At 38.0% G+C, this 17,506-nt stretch carries 18 protein-coding genes; 15 read left to right on the top strand and 3 right to left on the bottom strand.

Annotation, left to right across the window (positions count from 1 at the left end):
* Positions 1-264: 264 nt before the first annotated feature.
* From FTV88_RS03020 to radC, 8 genes are all read left to right on the top strand, one after another.
* Positions 265-996: an ion channel gene (locus FTV88_RS03020; RefSeq protein ID WP_153724345.1), complete on the top strand. Its 732-nt coding sequence runs from the start codon at positions 265-267 to the stop codon at positions 994-996.
* Positions 997-1,337: 341 nt separating this feature from the next.
* Entirely contained in the window at positions 1,338-2,156 is an 819-nt protein-coding gene (locus FTV88_RS03015) for a hypothetical protein (protein WP_153724344.1), read from the top strand.
* A 179-nt stretch (positions 2,157-2,335) separates the two neighbouring features.
* A complete protein-coding gene (locus FTV88_RS03010) occupies positions 2,336-2,851 on the top strand; it encodes a DUF1643 domain-containing protein (RefSeq protein ID WP_162007873.1) in 516 nt (171 codons plus the stop codon).
* A gap of 555 nt (positions 2,852-3,406) precedes the next feature.
* Positions 3,407-4,306, top strand: coding sequence for a hypothetical protein (locus tag FTV88_RS03005; RefSeq protein ID WP_153724342.1), 900 nt, complete (start codon positions 3,407-3,409; stop codon positions 4,304-4,306).
* A 145-nt stretch (positions 4,307-4,451) separates the two neighbouring features.
* A complete protein-coding gene (locus FTV88_RS03000) occupies positions 4,452-4,736 on the top strand; it encodes a hypothetical protein (protein ID WP_153724341.1) in 285 nt (94 codons plus the stop codon).
* Positions 4,737-4,748: 12 nt separating this feature from the next.
* A complete protein-coding gene (locus FTV88_RS02995; RefSeq protein ID WP_153724340.1) occupies positions 4,749-5,912 on the top strand; it encodes a DUF3854 domain-containing protein in 1,164 nt (387 codons plus the stop codon).
* A gap of 87 nt (positions 5,913-5,999) precedes the next feature.
* Positions 6,000-7,418 (top strand): RecB family exonuclease, encoded by a 1,419-nt coding sequence (locus FTV88_RS02990; protein WP_162007872.1) that lies wholly within the window; start codon positions 6,000-6,002, stop codon positions 7,416-7,418.
* 106 nt (positions 7,419-7,524) lie between these two features.
* Positions 7,525-8,259 carry a RadC family protein gene (gene radC, locus FTV88_RS02985; protein WP_151620507.1) on the top strand — a complete coding sequence of 245 codons (735 nt, stop codon included), beginning with the start codon at positions 7,525-7,527 and terminating at the stop codon, positions 8,257-8,259.
* Positions 8,260-8,508: 249 nt separating this feature from the next.
* On the opposite strand, the gene FTV88_RS02980 is transcribed toward radC, so the two are convergent.
* The 3 genes from FTV88_RS02980 to FTV88_RS02970 are packed head-to-tail and all read right to left on the bottom strand — an operon-like array spanning position 8,509 to position 10,987.
* Positions 8,509-9,678 (bottom strand): hypothetical protein, encoded by a 1,170-nt coding sequence (locus FTV88_RS02980; RefSeq protein WP_153724338.1) that lies wholly within the window; start codon positions 9,676-9,678, stop codon positions 8,509-8,511.
* 2 nt (positions 9,679-9,680) lie between these two features.
* A complete protein-coding gene (locus FTV88_RS02975; protein ID WP_153724337.1) occupies positions 9,681-10,127 on the bottom strand; it encodes a hypothetical protein in 447 nt (148 codons plus the stop codon).
* Positions 10,070-10,987 (bottom strand): hypothetical protein, encoded by a 918-nt coding sequence (locus FTV88_RS02970; protein WP_153724336.1) that lies wholly within the window; start codon positions 10,985-10,987, stop codon positions 10,070-10,072. The genes FTV88_RS02975 and FTV88_RS02970 overlap by 58 nt, the downstream gene beginning before the upstream one ends.
* A 589-nt stretch (positions 10,988-11,576) precedes the next feature.
* Between FTV88_RS02970 and FTV88_RS02965 the strand changes: the two genes are divergently transcribed.
* The 7 genes from FTV88_RS02965 to FTV88_RS02935 all read left to right on the top strand — a co-directional run bounded on the left by FTV88_RS02965 (position 11,577) and on the right by FTV88_RS02935 (position 17,007).
* The gene (locus FTV88_RS02965; RefSeq protein WP_153724335.1) at positions 11,577-12,038 is read left to right on the top strand and encodes a single-stranded DNA-binding protein; all 462 of its coding nucleotides are present in this window, start codon (positions 11,577-11,579) and stop codon (positions 12,036-12,038) included.
* A 194-nt stretch (positions 12,039-12,232) separates the two neighbouring features.
* Positions 12,233-13,174: a DUF6744 family protein gene (locus tag FTV88_RS02960; protein ID WP_153724334.1), complete on the top strand. Its 942-nt coding sequence runs from the start codon at positions 12,233-12,235 to the stop codon at positions 13,172-13,174.
* A 56-nt stretch (positions 13,175-13,230) separates the two neighbouring features.
* Positions 13,231-14,487 carry an AAA family ATPase gene (locus FTV88_RS02955; protein ID WP_162007871.1) on the top strand — a complete coding sequence of 419 codons (1,257 nt, stop codon included), beginning with the start codon at positions 13,231-13,233 and terminating at the stop codon, positions 14,485-14,487.
* A 67-nt stretch (positions 14,488-14,554) separates the two neighbouring features.
* Positions 14,555-16,144, top strand: coding sequence for a VWA domain-containing protein (locus FTV88_RS02950; RefSeq protein WP_153724332.1), 1,590 nt, complete (start codon positions 14,555-14,557; stop codon positions 16,142-16,144).
* Between the two features lie 85 nt (positions 16,145-16,229).
* Positions 16,230-16,454 carry a hypothetical protein gene (locus FTV88_RS02945; protein WP_153724331.1) on the top strand — a complete coding sequence of 75 codons (225 nt, stop codon included), beginning with the start codon at positions 16,230-16,232 and terminating at the stop codon, positions 16,452-16,454.
* Between the two features lie 2 nt (positions 16,455-16,456).
* Positions 16,457-16,750 carry an HAD family hydrolase gene (locus FTV88_RS02940; RefSeq protein ID WP_153724330.1) on the top strand — a complete coding sequence of 98 codons (294 nt, stop codon included), beginning with the start codon at positions 16,457-16,459 and terminating at the stop codon, positions 16,748-16,750.
* The gene (locus tag FTV88_RS02935) at positions 16,747-17,007 is read left to right on the top strand and encodes a hypothetical protein (protein ID WP_153724329.1); all 261 of its coding nucleotides are present in this window, start codon (positions 16,747-16,749) and stop codon (positions 17,005-17,007) included. Before FTV88_RS02940 ends, FTV88_RS02935 begins: the two co-directional genes overlap by 4 nt.
* Positions 17,008-17,506: the final 499 nt, after the last annotated feature.

Raw genomic sequence — 17,506 nt, 5'->3', positions numbered from 1 at the left:
GTAGAGAGTACGGGGATTTTTGTGGGGCTGTTTTTAAGCAACTATTATGGTTAGATATTACAAATGAGTATGTTTGTTCTCTGTGTTTTGTTTTTTAAGATCATTGAAGAGGAGTGTTTAAAAAAGTCCTATTGATTACACAAATGGTTGACATTACGTGGAATAAGTTGCTATTATAATTATATTTAAGAAACTAAATGCAAGTATGTATAATAAAACAATGTTATAAATTTCAAAACAAGTAACTGGTGTGGGGGCATTTAATTGGAAAAGTATATGCAAGTTCAGAAAAAGATAGCAAATCTATGTACGCTAGCTACTTTAATATATATTTCAATAAATATATTAAATAAGTTAGAAATAACAGGTATACCTATAAATGAAAAAATACTTATTATATGTGTCGGATTAACTGTTTTATGGTTGTTTTTTAATTATCTGTTTTCAACAAGAATGGTTGTTTCATTAATTACTTTTGGAATCCTTTGTTTTTCTATTCTAGGAGTATCAACTTCCTTAAAAATAGACAATCAGGTTCACACTTTGTTTTCATTGTTTCTAATGTTGACATTACTGATCCTATTGTGTATAAATGCTATTCATATTGGACTGCATTTGAATTTTCTTGATAAATACATTTATCTCAAAAATTATAGAGTTATAATACTTATAGTATCGTTTTTACTAATAGTTGTAACTGTTATTGCATCATACTCATCAATATATTATGCATATACTGATTATTACTTTCAGTTAAGTAAAAATAACTATTTGGCTTATTCAGGAAGTAATGAAGTAATTAATAAATTCGATTGTCTCTATTTTAGTGTTAGTACTTATTTCTCTTCTGCTTATGGGGATATTATACCAAAAGGTGAGATCATAAAAATAATTGTTCAGACAGAAATGTTCATCAGTTACATTATTAATGTAGTATTTACTGCGGTTTTCTTTGTGTTTCTTCAAAAATTTATTAATGAGTCGATAGAGCAATAATACATAATAATCTTTTCAGAATTATATTTAGCAATATATGTTTATTTTGGAAAGGGTGAGACATATAAAAAGATAATGATGATGGAATAATTGAACTTCTGTTTAATGATAAATTGGGAATGTAATTTTATGCACAGACTAATCTTCAACATCTAGCCCTGGCTTGGTCTTGGTCAAGGGAAGCGGGATTGACGTTAAATAGTCAGCAGAATATGGGTAAATAAATAATATCAGTTTTAATACAGGCAATTAATGCGAGACACTAACCTTGGTCAACGACGATAAAGAACTAAACACAAAAGTATATCTAATCTATTTACAATATTTGAGAGGATGATTAAATGGCTAAAGAAAAATCTAAAAGATTAACCCCAACCATTGAAGTACTCAGAGAACTATACTTAAAATCTGGTAATCAGTGTGCTTATCCAGGTTGCACAAAAGTAATGATTAACTCCGGAGGCGTGTTTGTTGGCCAAGTATGTCATATAGAAGCCGCGATGCCAGGAGGACCTAGATTTAACGAAAAGCATACAAATGAAGAACGTCGTAGCTTTGATAATCTAATGTTAATGTGTTACGAGCATCATAAAATTACCGACAAAGTTGATGAATTTCCTGTTAATAGATTAAAAGATATGAAGGAATCACACGAAAAGAAGTTTTCCGATATAGCTTCAAAGTTACAAAGTTCAATAACTGATTTAACCACCTTATCAGATATAACCTTATCTAGTTGCTGTAAAAAAATTAATAAGACATTGGGCTGGAGAAATAGTAATTCTGAGCTAAAGGAATGTTCGGAAGAGGTCAATTTTTGGGCAGAAAAATTAAAAAAATTACCAAAATCAACAAGACAGATTTTCTGCATAATGATAAAACGCTCAACAGAAAATATGTATGGTTTAAAGGTAGTTCTTCATGAAATAGAACAGGTTACAGGCATAAACGTTATTGAAATGACAAAGCATTATGAAATGTTAGAAAGATATGGATTTTTAAGTTACATAGATAATGATGACTATGGTAATCCAATATGTTATATTAACAACGTTGATAGTGGATGGGCGTTATGGAAAGACTTAAAAGATTTTACTAGCCAAACAACAGTCTCTCTTGAAGAATTGGTTGTAAACTTAAACTTCAAATTACTAGATTAGATAAGGGTTGTATTATATTATTAATCTAGTAATTTTTTTTAATATGTACTTTTCAATAAGTCCAACCAATAGGGCTGTTACTTTTTTATCGTCGCTCAATAGAGCAAGTTCGCTACATCTCGTTCCATAGTGAGTCTTCTTTAGAAATCAGGAAGTTGAGATGTACTGGGGGAGATAAGTTGAAAAGGAAAGAAGGCACAATCAAAAACATAGCTGTTTATTCTGATGATGAAAAATACAGATACTCACTAACTAGGATTTGGGATGAGAATAAACCAAGGGCAACATTTATAGGTATTAATCCCAGTGATGCTACAGAGCTAATAATGGATAAGACAGTTATGAATTTAACCAATCATTTAATTTACAGCGGATATGGCATTGTTGAAATAGTTAACTTGTTTTCCTTTAGATCAAAAGACCCAAGCATCCTTATTAACAGAAAAGATGAATTTGAGCAACCCAATATGCATTACATTAAAGAAGCTCTAAATAATTCTCAGCTAATTATAGTTGGTTGGGGAAGAAATGTTGAGAAGAAGTCAGCATATAAAGCTGCAATTGCTCAGATAAAAGGAGAACTAAGTAAATACAGTAAAATTGTTAAGTGTTTTAAAGACAAAAAAGGCAATATCAACTGCCATCTTAGTATCGGATATAGTGATGAATGGGAGTTAGTAGAATACGGATTTTAGGTTTTGAGGCTTTCGTTTAAAGTGTCGCCTTTATGGCGGATTTCGTCGTATAATCCCATAATTTTCTCTTAAAAATATACAAGGCAGACTACTGTAATACCCTAAAATTTCTTGAGTATAACTATTAATTGTGCTACAATGAAAATGTAGTTTCTACTTAAGTTTGAGCCAAAGTTCAAGCGAACTGCAAAGGGACACTTTGTTAAAGAGTGATTCCAGATGCAGATGTCTCGGACTGAAATGGTTTGTACTCTACAAACTTCCGGGATACCCAACGTGAGGGTGCCATCGCGTATTGATGTCTATGCAGGGGTTCTATCCTTGCATAAAAAGGTAGTGGTTTTACCACATACCAGATTTAGTAAACAAAAAGCCGTTGTCGAAGTGTGCCCAAAAAGCACTTCACAACGGCTTTTTTTGTTTAAAATGTTCTCCAGTTTTTCGGAGAGCGACGAAAACCATAGATTGAAACAAAACCGCTTTGTGCGAATTGATTTCTACTATCAATCATGCAAGCGGTTTTTGTTTTAGTCAAAAAAAGAAAGGATGATGGATGTGCAAGCAAACCAGCAAAGAGGCCAAGGGCAACAGACACAAGGTTGGCTTATCGAAAAAGCCAGGGCAATCAAGGTCAAAGAAAGTGAAGAGTTTGCTTCGGCAAAGGCTGCAATTCCAGAGTGGTTACACGGTGGTATTGTTGCCATTGAGCGTAATCAAAAGATGGCCAACCAACAAATTTTTATTGATCAAGTCGCTCAAAGTTTAGGGTTATGGTCGAGTGACAAAGGCACTTATCTAAGCGTTAGCAAGCCTTACTTAACCGTAGAGGCACGTGTAGCTTGGGCAAGACACGAACATAAAGAAAAAGGCTGCAAACTTACAATTCATCCAGTTCAGTTTGATAGCCAATTAAAACTTGCAAGAGTAACAATTGACTCAGAAATCCATGGAAGCGTCACGGCCACAGCAAAGCTTGGTGTCGGTGGTGGCGGTGTGGATTCAACAAATCCTTTTGAAAATGCTGAAACAAGCGTTATCGGTCGTGCATTGGGCTTCTTAGGCTATGTTCTACTTGGTAGTGGCATTGCCAGTGCTGAAGAAGTGCATGTAGCTATTGAAGAAGTTGAAAAGAAAGAAAAGCCACGGTTAGATGTTGTTGAAGGTGGTCAATTGCAGCAACCAACAACGGAGCAAGAATTAAGAGCGATTTCGCAAATGAAAGCACAACAAAGCCAACCCACTTTTGTAGGTACAGTATCTCAAAATGGGCAAGGACCCGTTGAAAACAATGGACGCAAAGTAGCTCGTTCAATCGTGACTATGAATGGTCAAAACATAAACGTCTATGGAATCGATGGAACAGCGCCCATCGTAGCTGCTTGGAAACAAGGACAAGAAGTCGAGTTTCAAGCTCGCCAAGAAAACAATGGTTCTCTTGTCGTTGTTACTGCTTAAAAAGAAAAAAGACTAGGAAAAACCTAGTCAAAAAGCATGTATAAAAAGTCACCAATTCCTTTTGCGCAAAGAAAAATAGCTATCTTTTAATATAGCATTTTTTTATCCAAAGAGCAATTGGTGAACCAATAGGAGGAAGAGAAACATGGTTTCTTCATTCCCGCTTGTCTTGTTTCCTCTGGGGCAGGTTTACGCTACCCCTGGTGTCATGGACACTATCGAGGCTCAAGATATACAAATCGCCCTCTTGCGTCATCATAGCGGTGACTGGGGTGACATTTGCTCTGAAGATTGGGAGCTAAACAATGAATCCTTGTTGCATGCAGGAAGGTTAGTTTCTTCCTATCGAGACAGCAAAGGAAAAAAATTCTGGATTATCACCGAAGCGGATCGTTCTGCTACAACAGTGTTACTACCAGAAGAATACTAGGAGGTGCTATAGGTGTTAGTAAAAACCTATCGTAACTCTATGGATGAGAAGGCCAGCATACGTGCTGGTCTTCGTATTTTATCAGTTTGTGCTCACTTGGGAATCCCAGTGAAAAAAGTAGGTAGTCATTGGTTTATGAAGTGCCCAGTACACGGGTCCGATGGGAAAATGCAATCATGCCACTTCATGGAACACGCCCCCGCTGCCCGTGATGGTGCCGATCTGTGGCAATGTGAAAAGTGTGGAGCCAGTGGTGACGTGTTCACGTTACTGATGATGGCTCTTCAGCTAAACTTTCCGCAGGCTGTAGAGAAAGCAAAAGAAATCTTAGGCATGAAGTCTGAAAGAATCATGCTTTCGGTTCTAAAAACGCCGGAGGTTCGTCAAGATCCAAAACTTGCTCCCGTAGTTATGAGAGATAAAGTCTACAAAGCTTTACTCTCACTGTTTAGCTTGGGAGATCAACAAAAAGAAAACCTGTTACGTCGAGGTTTTACAGAAGAAGAGATAGCTTCTTTTGGTTACTCACAAATGCGTTATCAAGATGGAATCGCATTGACGAAGCAGATTACCAAGGTAACGGGCATTTCGTCTTTCACCGGAATACCTGGTTTCTATCAGACAAAAAATGGTCAATGGGCTTGCAAAACCCACAATGCCTTGTTAATTCCGGTTCGCAATGTGAACGGAAAGATTTATGGCTTACGCTTACGGATTTCCGCAGTTAATGGTGAGCGAGTTTATGCTTGGTATACATCCTTGCGTGATAAAAATGGAAGTGCTCTTTCAGGTGGTTCTTCACCGGGTGCTTTACTTCACACTGTTAGATTTCTTCATTCAGATACACTCTGGATTACAGAAGGTGAAATAAAAGCAGATCGATCCAGTTTGGCATTGAAGCAAAACTTTGTGTCTGTTCCCGGTGTCGGCAATTGGCGTCTGATTCCTGACTTAGCAGAGCACATAAAAGCAAAGCATGTTGTGATTGCCTATGATCAAGACAGTGGAAAGACAGCGCAAGTTGTAGCCAAACACTGTAAAAATCTTGCTAATGCTTTATATCAAAAAGGCTTATCAGTCCATACTGCGATCTGGCATAAGGAAAACGGCAAAGGGATTGATGATGTACTGAATGCGTATGGTTCAAGTGCAATCTCTCTTAAGTCAATAGATTAAAACAAAATGCTCCCACACTTGGGAGGATTTAAAATACCTTGTAGGAGGTGTAAAAGGACGACTTTTTGTGGAAGTCGTTCGAATAATATGAATGTTCGGGTAACTAGCTTGCTTACTTTCGAAGACTGCCCACGACGTTTCTTTGCGGAGAACATCCTTGGGTTAAAAGTACCAAGCGCAGCCGCTGATATTGGAACAGCAATCCATACTGTGGCTGAGCGTTGGTACAAAGAAGGGAAAAACTTCCCGGGCTTTAAAAAAGCTGCTGAAGATGAAATAAAAAAATTTCCTGATACTTTGAACATAGAAAACGTGATTGAGATAGCAGGTTTAGCTAAAAAGTTTATCAGCGTGTATGGCGAAGGTGGTTTTGACTACCAAGTCATTCCTGAAATACGTCTACAGATTCCTGTTGGTAGGCATACAGTATCGGGGCAGATGGATGCGCTGTTTATGCCACTTTTTCCTGGAATGCCAGCAAAAATCGTAGATCTAAAAACAGGTCGCAATCGTGCAGTAACGAAGCAATTGGCTATCTACGCTTTCTTAGTAGTCAAAAGCTTTGGAGGCATTCATGATGTTTTGGTTCGCTATGAGTGGGTGCGTTTAAACGAGAAAGACGAATACCACTATAGCGAAAAAAATCTCATTGAGATAGAACTTTGGATAAACCAACAGGTGAAACAAATCGATAAAGCCTTACGAAAAGGTGAAGAAGGTTTTACCTGCAATCCTGGTCATGTTTGTGCTTACTGTGGGTATGCTCAACAATGTCCAGCTACAAGTGGAGATTATAACCCCCCTGTAGAGGACAGCATAGAAGATTTGGCAGAATTACCGACAAGTCCTGAATTATTAACTTCAGAGATGGCCGAAAAATATGCTTCTCGTCTTTTAGCCTTGCAAGGCAAGGTTAAACAGATCGAAAATGTGTTGAAAATCTGGACAGAGAAGCACGGTCCTTTGTTAGTTGGTGATCAGGCAATGGGTAAGTTTGAAAAAGCTGCGCAACGGCAATTCGATGTAAAAAAAGTTATTGAGCGTTGCCAAGAGCGAGGGCTAAATCCTCTAGAGTATATTACCTTGTCCTCTACAGCGGCTAAAAAGTTAGAAAGAAAAATTGACCTTGAAGGATGCTACACCGAAAAGCCTTCCCCACCAACATGGTCTATAAAGAAAGTCGAAACAGTTGGGCTAGAATCTACCGTGAATACGGTGAAAGAGACAGTAGAGATTCTAGCTGAAGATGAAAAAGCTGTACCAGAACAGCCTACAGTTTCTTCGCTTGTGAAAGACTTCGGTGTTTTCTTAAAGGGTGCCGAGGCACCACAAGAAGCACTTGAGAATGTCAGAGTAGCCTATAGGTGCTCTGAATCAGGTAAATATGATGAAACTTTCTGGGATGCTCTCATGTCGGCCGTCGCTTGGCAGGGTCTTCAAAATGAAAAAGCCCAAGAGATAGCCTACATGATACAGCAGATTGAAAATGTAGCCCAAGCTGGCTAAGGTTGCACTAAAATTTTAAAGTGAAAGGGGGTGTCCCCTCCATTGTTAAAGTAGGAGGGGGCATACAAAGCCCCCTCCCCTGCTTTTTTATGGTAGGGGAACCTATATGAAAGATAAGCAACTGACAACTCTACAAGAAGAACTGCAAGTTTTGCCTTCTTATTCAGATCCAGTAAAAAAGCTTAACCAAGAAGGCATTAAAAACCTTTCGAATCGGGAGTTAATCGCAGTGCTTCTAGATAAAAGAAACGGTGACAGAGTTAGCAGAGCTGATCAACTATTAAACAATGCTGACGGTTTAAGAAGCTTGACGCAAGCTGTGTTCTTAGAAGATCGTGGTAGATATGACGCAAGACAGGCAGAAACATATTTACCACTGCCAAAGCTAACGCCTCTTGAACTGGCTAGACTTGAAGCTACCATTGAGCTTGCATGTAGAGTAAACTCTGCGACAAGTCAAAAACGAACGCTCATTCAGAGTCCAGAAGATGTAGCCAAACTTGTGATGAATGAAATGAAGTTTCTCGACAAAGAAGTTTTCAGAGCCATTGCCTTGAATACGAAAAATCATGTTTTAGATATAACAGACATTTCGGTGGGTTCCTTAAATGCTACAATCGTTCATCCAAGAGAGCTGTTTAAGGTGCTTATTCGGAAAAGTGCTGCGGCAGTCGTTGTAGTTCATAATCATCCTAGCGGCGATCCTTCACCGTCTAAAGAAGATAGAGAAATGACGAGGCGCCTTGTTGATAGTGGAAAACTACTTGGAATCGAAGTGCTTGATCACATTGTCATTGGAGACAATAAGTATTCCAGTCTAAAAGAGCTTGGTTATATTTAATCAGTATCTGATTTATCTTCTTTCCAAGGAAGAGCCAATCAATGCAAATATGGATTGATTGAACTTCTCGTAGATTCACTATAAACTGCTATTAACAGAACCCGCCATGCCTCTTTACAATGCGTACCACGGCGGGACAATATTTGATAGATTTAACATAAACCAAAGAGCTAGAACTTCACTCGGAAGTCCTAGCTCTTTTTGTGTTTGCATTGAATTTTATGCGTGGGAGGTCTCCTACTCCCAGACTCAACCACTTGTTTTTGAATGGGGTATACGAGATTGCATTTTCTCAATAAGTTCAGTATGAAACTCAAGATGAACTGATATTTCAGACAGAATCCTTGCAGTCAAAATTAGCAGTTTGAAATATCCGTATTTTCTTTTAGCTGAAAAAACATCTTCCCAACAAGTCACATCGTTTGTTGTTGTAAAAATTATTACTCTAGTTGTTTTGGAATCACTTAAAAGCATGTGATGAGTTACTTTTTCCATAGTAGTATTAGTTACTTTAGTCGTAGAATAAAGCTTAGCATCCATAGTAGCTGGTTCCCTAAGCATGTCTGATAAATATTCGCTTAATATAATTGGTAATTTATCTGCTTTACCAGCACCCCCTGCATTTACCAATATATGTTTTAACTCCGGATGATGGTTTAATAATAACCAATAAAGGTATCTCTGTTCACTTCTGGATTTAATCTCATGCATTATAAAATTAGATATTTCGTTTTCGAAAAATTGCCACTCTATTTTTTTCCCCAATTCAATTATTTTTGTTTCAATTGAAGGGACTAGCCTTACTTTTTCTATTAATTCCGAACAGGTAGGCAAATCTCTTAAAATATGCTTAAACGATTCAAAGCCATCTTCTAATATTTCATAACCAGAGAATACAATAACTTCTCCAGGTATAGAGGGAATCTTTTCAGAAAAATTTATAAGGATAATAAATTGATTCTTCGCTCTATTTAAGAGTAATGTCTCCAAATTACAATTAGGAAAATTAAAAACAACAAAAAAACTTTTTTCATTTATTCTAAAAATATAATTACCTGTCCTGCGTGCTATCTCTTCGATTTCAACATTTGTATTTTTTACTTTTTCGAGAATGTAATCAATTATTTTATTGTATTTTATTTCTTTAATTTCTTTTATACGCTGAGCGTTTACTTTTATTTCTTCATACGTATATTCTGCTTCACAATTAGAACATTGAATAAGCTCTTCTGTTTTTCTATTAGTTATCGATATTAATTCTCCACAGCCTTCAATTCTGTTGGCAATGTTTACACTCTCTCGACCATTACAATTTGATAATAAATATTCAGATAGAGTTATAAAGCCAAAACTAGTAAGTTTCGTTATATCTTCAGGAACGGCTTCAGCTTGAAATCTTGTTCCAATTAATAGTAACATAATCATCCCTCTGTTTTTTCAAGTATTGTGATATTAGCTATATCTCTTAGATATTGAATTAAACTTTGTCTTTTCCTTATCCCTCCACCAGTTCCACTAATATGAATATATATTTGCATATCATATCTCTTAAATTTTAATGTAAATAAGTGCTTATTATTTAATGTCTCGTATTTAAACTTCATTTTACTAACATCACACTCCGGTAATAGGGAGTGAAGAAAGAAACCATTGAAATTTGCATCCAATGTTTGAGTAAGAGTAACATTTATTGATGTTCTTCTAATAGTGATGTTTGGTCTTCCAGGAAAAGGGCAGTTTGATAACTCTAACTCTTCAAGTTCAACATGAGCTATTCTGTTTCCACAAATGGATGCTATAAATTCATTAACTACATCAATTCCATTACCATCACTTCGTCTAACGTAGTTATATTCAAGTTTTGACATAACTTAAATAGTTTAATTGCATATGTTTCGTAAACCTCTGGCTTTACTGAATTGACAGCTCTTACCCTTAAAGAACGTAAATCACGTGAAAAACTAAGGACTATCCAATCTGCGTTCATACCAACCACAAATTCTTCTATTGTCCTAAGACCACTTCTTTGCGACTCTCTTAAAATAAAAATAATTATTTCATTATCATGGTTTAATATATTCCTACAATTACTAAGCATTCGTGTCCTTTTTTCACGTTCGTATTGGTTAACAATTTGATTGACAAGGCTAACAGTAAACTGAGGGTTTTGAATTCCTACATGCTGAACTTGTTCGAGTCTTGCTCTCTCACGTAAATCTGTAACACCTTCGAAATCAGGTATAAGTATGTATTCGTGATATGTAAACCTGTCATAGCTACTAAGGAACAAACATTGCTTCAATACTTCTGTAGAGATCTGTGGAAAAATCAATAAACAAGACAAAGCTCTTTTATGTTGAGCAAAGGTTTCAATTATATTCCAAAATCCCGCTGCTTCTAAAGAAGGTTTTGTACAATTAAGTATTACTTCTCTTTTTTGATTGCCTACAAACTCTTTTAATATCTTAATTACTTTTATGTCATTTATCAAATTTTCGGGAAGTTCAGTTATATCGTTATAAATATCAAAATCATTCATCGTAGCAACTTCATTTCGGTTTAGTACTATTGTACGTACTTGATTTGCTAATGAGTTAAGTACTTTTATAATTTCTTCAATGGATGCAATTGTACTTACAGCAGAAAAGTCTGTTTCTAATTCATTTCTCCAAATATCTTCATGTATTTCAGATAAAACTCTTAAATTATTGTCGACAATATCTCTCATCCAAACACACTCCTTAGTCGACGAATACCTTGTTGTTTTTCTTATTTTGACAAAATACTTCCTATAATTCAAGATTTAATATGGAAAAATATTTATTTTTATTTTTTCTTGTATTATATGTCACTTGGAGATGGTAAATCTTGCGAGTAAAGAAGTATTATAAAAAAACGGATAGGTTCATTTCAAAACATAGTAAGAAAAAATATTCGTGAATAGATTATTCTTTGAATAAGCTAAAAAATTATGTTAAAATAGTTAAGAATATTTCTTTTTAAGTTCTTACCTTTCGTAAGAGCGAACTGCAAAGGGACTGCTTAGTAAGCTGATTCCAGATGCAGATGCTCCAGGTAGAAATGGTTTGCATGTATTTATGCAGATTTCTGGAGTACCCAACGTGAGGGTGCCATCGCGTATTGATTAACTCATGTGCTTACGCATGAGAAAAAGGTAGTGGATCTATTTCCACATGCCCAATTTTTGAAACAAAAAGCCATTGGATTGGTGTGCCCAAAAACACACCGACAATGGCTTTTTTTGTTTTAAACGAATCTTCATTTGGAAGATTAACGAAAAGAAAGGGGAAGTACTCATGCTAAATCGTGTAATCCTCATCGGCCGGCTTGGGCAAGATCCTGAGCTTAAGCAGGCACAAAGTGGCACGCAAGTATGTAGCTTTAGCGTTGCCGTAGACCGCCCTCAAGGGCAAGTACAGAGACAAGCAGGTGCTGAAAAAGTGACAGACTGGATTAGCATTGTCACTTTTGGCAATCAAGCTCAAGTTTGCAGTCAGTACTTATCAAAAGGTAGATTGGTAGCCATTGAAGGTCGCCTACAAATAGACACATGGCAGGACCAACAATCAGGACAAAAGCGTTCAGCTGCTAGAGTTATCGCTGAAAATGTTCGTTTCTTGGAACGCTCTGAAACAGGACAGGGGCATCAAAATCAGTCCTCCTATCAGCAAGGACGACCAGTGCAACAACGTCAGCAGAGTAATGCATACGGTCAAGAAATCAGCTATCCAGGCGATGATAAAGATCTGCCTTTTTAGCGAAAAGAAGCTCCAATAAAAAATACCCTTTATAGGGCAAAAAGCCAGTCATTCTGTTATTCGGCAAAACCGATCAGAAGACTGGCTTTTTTGTTTAAAACAACCCTTGTCGTCGGGGCTAAGAAAGGGCGATCACTGAAGTGTACGACAGATCACTTCGGTGATCGTCGAGCTTTCAGTGCAAGGAGGTTATCATGTCAAAAATAGAAAACCTAGCCGCTGTTGGTAAGGGCGAAGCTACGAATCGTCTTGGCGACTTAATTGCATTTGCTGTGTCAGAACAAGCAGCCTTAAAGCGGTTAGAACTAAGAAAACTGCTAATTAAATCTGGCGTATCAGAAGACTTTATGCCGCGTCAAAGAAGTGCAGCCGATGCCTTTCGTTGTGCTACGACAGAGCTTGAAAGAATCGGACAATCTTTAACGGCTGAGCAGAACAAAAAAGATAGTGATGAACATCTTAACATTCTTGTTCGTGATGTAGTAGCGGACAAAGAACAAATCATCCGTTCTCTTGTCGTGGAAAAGGTTGATAAAAAGCAAGGGGAGCTACGGTATAAACCTGGAGAAGCCATCTTGAAGTTTTCGAGAGAAGATGAAGATTTTGTAGCTCATTCTACTTCATCGGAGTCGGCTGTCGTTCAGGTGATAGGAGAAGCGAGAAAAAGCTTTGAGTATTACTTAACTTACGTTACAGCCCGAAACGTGCGTGAACTTGTAAATCAGGTTCTAAAAAGCGTCAATGCTGTTCAGATCAGGCCAGGATTATACTTTGTACCTGAAGCTCATGAACAAACGACACAAGGATTGAAAAAATTAATCAGCGCACTGGATGAATCAAAAGCACAAATCATTCCTGTCGTTGATATGGAAGATTCTCGTGACATGATCCGAGATGGTTTGCGAGAGCGTTTAGAGCAAGCATTACGGGAAATGGCGAAAGGCTTGAAAAATCCTGATATTTCAAAAGGTGAGCTTAATAAGCTCTTAAAGTCTGCCAAAGAGAACATAAAGAGCTTTAAGGAGTACGAAATCCTTCTTTCCGGTGAAATGGAAGGTTTGCAAACATACTTGTCTAGCTTAAAAGTCCAGACCCAGCAGTTAGCTGAAAAAGCGGCCATAGAGGGCGCAGCTTAAGTCATCAAACAAAAGGGGAGGTGAAGCTTCGCATTTTGTTTGATGCGAGGCTCTCTATGTTTCAAAACAACTTTCTTGATTTTAACGGCAATCTCGATGACCTTTTTGAAAGTAAGCCATCAGAGATACAAACTTCCGTCAAGCAGCGTCCACTTGTTGCACCGCAGTCAGGTAGTGTTAATGCAGAAGTAGCCCTAAAAAGGATAGGCCATATCCAAGCCTACTTAAGTAACCGTTTCGTCGAGCGACAAGAAGTGATCCATGGTGCTTTTGTTGCCATGGTTGCAAGAAAAAACATGCTTATGGTGGGACCGCCGGGTACTGCAAAAAGTGATCTAATTTCATCCATTTCTCAGAATATTTCAGGTGGAAGCTACTTTCAGTGGCTTTTAACAAAGTTTACGACACCTGAAGAAGTATTTGGTCCCGTTTCTTTACGGGCATTAGAGCAGGACACATACAAGCGTGTAACGACTGGTAAACTGCCCGAAGCGCACTTTGCTTTCTTAGATGAATGCTTCAAAGGTAGTAGCGCTATATTAAATGCTCTACTTACGTTGATGAGCGAAAGACTGTTTTACAACAATGGTTCTCCAACAAAAACACCACTGGTAAGTGTGTTTGGAGCAAGTAATGAGTACGCAGAAGACGGTGAAAATCTTGCAGCTCTATTCGATAGATTTCATCTTCGATACGAACTTTCGTACATCTCCGAAGATGATTCTTTTACAGCAATGCTAGCGCAATCAGGGAAAGGTCTAAATAAACCAATACCACTTTCCTTAGAAGAGCTTATGCTTTTGCAACAGGCAGCGGATCAAGTAGGGGTCCCACAACATATACTTGATACCTTGCTTAAAATTCGCAAGTCTTTACGTGAAAAAGAGATTGTGCCTAGTGATCGTCGCTTTGTCAATGCTCTTTCTATTCTAAAGGCCAATGCCGTTTTAGAAGGCAGAGGTTCTGTTGATGAAGACGATTTGCCAATTCTATCTAACGTCTTATGGGATGAGATAGAACAAAAGTTAGCTGTAGAAGAAGTACTGAGACAGTACGGAGATCCGATTACAGGCAAGCTTGATGAGCGTTTGGCAGAAGCAAAGGAAATCTCCCAAAATGCGTTAGCCAAAGAAGACGATCCTGTAGAGGGAAGTAAAGCAATTAAAGCTCTAAAGAGCCTTAAAAAAGAAGTAGACGATCTGAAGGGGCAAACAACTCATCCAGGAAAACTTGAGAAAATCGTGGATGCTTCGGGTGTAATTCAAGAAATGATCAAACAGATCAACAAAAAGTGCCTTGGCATTGATCTATAAAAGAAAAAGAGCAAGTGGGCAAAATCTGTCCACTTGCTTCTTACAATAAAAGGGGGTTTTAATTAGGATGCTCAATAAAAGAAGTTATCTTCCAGAGATAGACGGAACGATTGAAACCACTCGCTATGAGCGACGACAGTGGAAAGAGATAAGGGAAGCTTCCCAAAAGATTCAGGAAGTAGAGAGAAGACAGGGTGCAAACTACAATTCCTTTTCACCGATGCTTCAAGACTTATGGACTTCTTTATATCAAGATACATCGCAGTTTAGAGAAGATGAAGATATACCACTATCACAACGTCTGAATAAGTCCATTATGGAAAAAGTACTTGCTATGTCTGAGTGGGAAGAAGTCCATGCTTGGACAAAACAAGATGTAGCAGCGGCAGCATTGGGCGGTCTTTCTCTTTCAGAAAAGGTTTGCGAACTACTTCCACAAGACTTAAAAGAGCAAATGAATCAGGTACATCAAACAGAAGAAAAAGCACAACAAGCTCAAGAACGAATGGAAGACTTCTTGAATGCGGCTCAAATGCTAGAACAAGCAGCAGAGCAAAAGAAAGATGCTGGCGACGAAACAGGTGCTAAAGAAGCAACAAAAAAAGCTACTGCCATGAAAAGAAAAGCTAAACAAGAGGAAAAGAAGAATGAAGAAGCGCAGTTAAAGCTCAATCAGTTAGGGCATGAACTATCAGATGTAATAAATCAAGAAGTTCAAGCCATAGCAGGACAGATGCGACAGGAGCTGCAACAAGAAGCAAAGGAGCAAAGTGATACAACTCAAGCTATGCAACAGTTTGGGCTAGGAGCAGGGCAGGCTCAATATATGGACCCTGCCAAAAGAATTGAGTTAGCTTCGGCACTACGCAAAAACAAGAAGCTAAGTAAGATTACCCAAATAGCAGGAAGAATGAAGTCAATCGCTTCGCACAAGCGAAAAAATAAGACGCACCAGCCTCCAACAGAGGTTGTGGATGTTGAACTTGGCAACAATTTGACCAACGTCCTTCCATCAGAACTAGCACTTTTTTGCAATCCCGCCACGAAAATAGACTTTCTTCGTCGTTATTCAGAAGGAAATCTGATGCAACGAAAGCTAGAAGGAAAAGAGAAAGAAGGTCGTGGTCCTATTGTTGTCTGCCTTGATTCCTCAAGCTCGATGAAGCAGGAAACGGGCAACGGTGCAACTAGAGAGGAATGGTCAAAGGCGATAACTCTTGCCTTGTTCGATATTGCATTAAGGCAAGGAAGGGCTTTTGCAGCCGTTCACTTTGCTAATGAGCACAAGATAAAGAGCTATCTCTTTCCAAAACCTAAAAAAGCTAAACCTGAAGAATTGTTAGATATGATAACGCTTTTTCTGCGTGGTGGGACTAATTTTGAGAGACCACTGAAAGAAGCGGTACAGATCATAGAAAAGTCGTCTTACAAGAAAGCGGATATTGTTTTTATTACAGATGGAGAAAGTTATGTATCCTCTGACTTTCTTCAGTCGTTTAATGAACTGAAAGAAAAGAAACAGTTTTCTGTGATTACGGTTTTATTAGATGCTTGGAATACGGAAACCGTAGAGCAATTCAGCGATAAAATCACAAGAGTCGTTAGAGGTCAGGATGCAGAAACGATAGACTTAATTTTCGATGATATTCAAAAATAACCGCTGTTGTCGGGACTAAAATAGGCAACCGCCGAAGCTTATTAACTGCTTCGGCGGTTGCAAGTTTCGGTGCACAGGAGGTATTATGAACAGTATTAAGAACGAAGTGAAAAACATTCTCGATTTGACTCCTGAAGAATGGCAGAAACTATTGCCTGCGATTCGTAACATTCGTGGAACAAAAGAAGTCGTCATCGAGTGGATAGAAGATCAAAATGGGTCGATAATCCTCGGGCCACGGATAAAAGATGATTCCGGTGAAAAAGGAATCATCGTACCATTTGAGAACAGAAGCAATGGGAGGTCGTAGGTATGCTCATCGGCGTAGATATTTGCAATACTATCGCCAAAATCAATGAAGCACTGGCGTTGCGTTTTCTAGGAACTTCAGAGATTCCCCAAGAGTTACGCAAACAGCGTCGTTGGGACCTTCCAGGCTTAAATCCAGATTTTTTTCGTACTCATGAAGGCTTGCGTCTCTTTTTTGAGGCCAAACCTTATGAGGGAGCGGCAGAAACGCTGAATAAGCTAGTAAGTGCAGGACATAGAGTTGTATATATTACTGCAAAACCTAAGGAATCGGAACTAGTAACTCGGCGTGGTTGAAAGAGCATGGTTTTCCTAGTGGTGAAGTGGTCTTTAGCGAGGAAAAAGGGGATGCATGCTTAGATATGGATGTTCAGTTGATGATTGAAGATGACCCCGTTTTTGCTAAGCAGGTGAAAGAAGTTGGGATTCCGGTTTTTATGGTTAGACAAGATTATAATATAGACTTTCCAGCTTTAAAGATGGATTGGAAGATGGCAGACATAATGTGGAGTAAAATAAGCCTAAAGAGTGAAAAGCATATATTGCATAGGTAACGATAGGACTCTGGTGTTAATAGGCACCAGAGTTTTATTTTTTACGTAAACATTTCAAGAATAAAAAACTAAAAATGATCCCGAGAAAAACTCGGGATTTAAATTAAGAGGATTATGTGTTGTAAATGTTAAGTCGTTTATGCACGAGGTTCTGGATGTAGGTAAAAATTCTATTGAGGAGTTTGAGAGTCTTCTAGAACAGATAATTTCTTATGAAAAGGGAAATCGCCTTTCAGATGTAAAGTATCCAAATGTTATGAAGGAATTGGTGTTCTTATTAAAAAGAAGAGCTGCCCTGTACCCGATTTGATAGTGAAGGCATAAGCGTACAGAGCGTAGCTAAAGACCTTGGAATCAGCGCTCAGACCAGCTATCGCTGGATGGAACGAGAAAAAAAGATGGAAAATCCTGAGCGGGTAAAGATTTTTGAGCTAGAGACTAAGCTCTTCTGTTCATAAGTCCCGACTTCATTATAGAGGTTGGGGGTTTTGCTTATCTA

Source organism: Heliorestis convoluta (assembly GCF_009649955.1).
Taxonomy (GTDB): Bacteria; Bacillota; Desulfitobacteriia; order Heliobacteriales; family Heliobacteriaceae; genus Heliorestis; species Heliorestis convoluta.
This window is presented reverse-complemented; position numbering and strand designations above follow the sequence as displayed.

Bases quoted from the DNA above. Each gene is read 5' to 3' on its own strand.
- FTV88_RS03015 (WP_153724344.1), top strand. From the start codon at position 1,338: ATGGCTAAAGAAAAATCTAAAAGATTAACCCCAACCATTGAAGTACTC.
- FTV88_RS03000 (WP_153724341.1), top strand. From the start codon at position 4,452: ATGGTTTCTTCATTCCCGCTTGTCTTGTTTCCTCTGGGGCAGGTTTAC.
- FTV88_RS02990 (WP_162007872.1), top strand. From the start codon at position 6,000: ATGAATGTTCGGGTAACTAGCTTGCTTACTTTCGAAGACTGCCCACGA.
- radC (WP_151620507.1), top strand. From the start codon at position 7,525: ATGAAAGATAAGCAACTGACAACTCTACAAGAAGAACTGCAAGTTTTG.
- FTV88_RS02980 (WP_153724338.1), bottom strand. From the start codon at position 9,678: ATGTTACTATTAATTGGAACAAGATTTCAAGCTGAAGCCGTTCCTGAA.
- FTV88_RS02975 (WP_153724337.1), bottom strand. From the start codon at position 10,127: ATGTCAAAACTTGAATATAACTACGTTAGACGAAGTGATGGTAATGGA.
- FTV88_RS02970 (WP_153724336.1), bottom strand. From the start codon at position 10,987: ATGAGAGATATTGTCGACAATAATTTAAGAGTTTTATCTGAAATACAT.
- FTV88_RS02965 (WP_153724335.1), top strand. From the start codon at position 11,577: ATGCTAAATCGTGTAATCCTCATCGGCCGGCTTGGGCAAGATCCTGAG.
- FTV88_RS02960 (WP_153724334.1), top strand. From the start codon at position 12,233: ATGTCAAAAATAGAAAACCTAGCCGCTGTTGGTAAGGGCGAAGCTACG.
- FTV88_RS02955 (WP_162007871.1), top strand. From the start codon at position 13,231: ATGTTTCAAAACAACTTTCTTGATTTTAACGGCAATCTCGATGACCTT.
- FTV88_RS02950 (WP_153724332.1), top strand. From the start codon at position 14,555: ATGCTCAATAAAAGAAGTTATCTTCCAGAGATAGACGGAACGATTGAA.
- FTV88_RS02945 (WP_153724331.1), top strand. From the start codon at position 16,230: ATGAACAGTATTAAGAACGAAGTGAAAAACATTCTCGATTTGACTCCT.
- FTV88_RS02940 (WP_153724330.1), top strand. From the start codon at position 16,457: ATGCTCATCGGCGTAGATATTTGCAATACTATCGCCAAAATCAATGAA.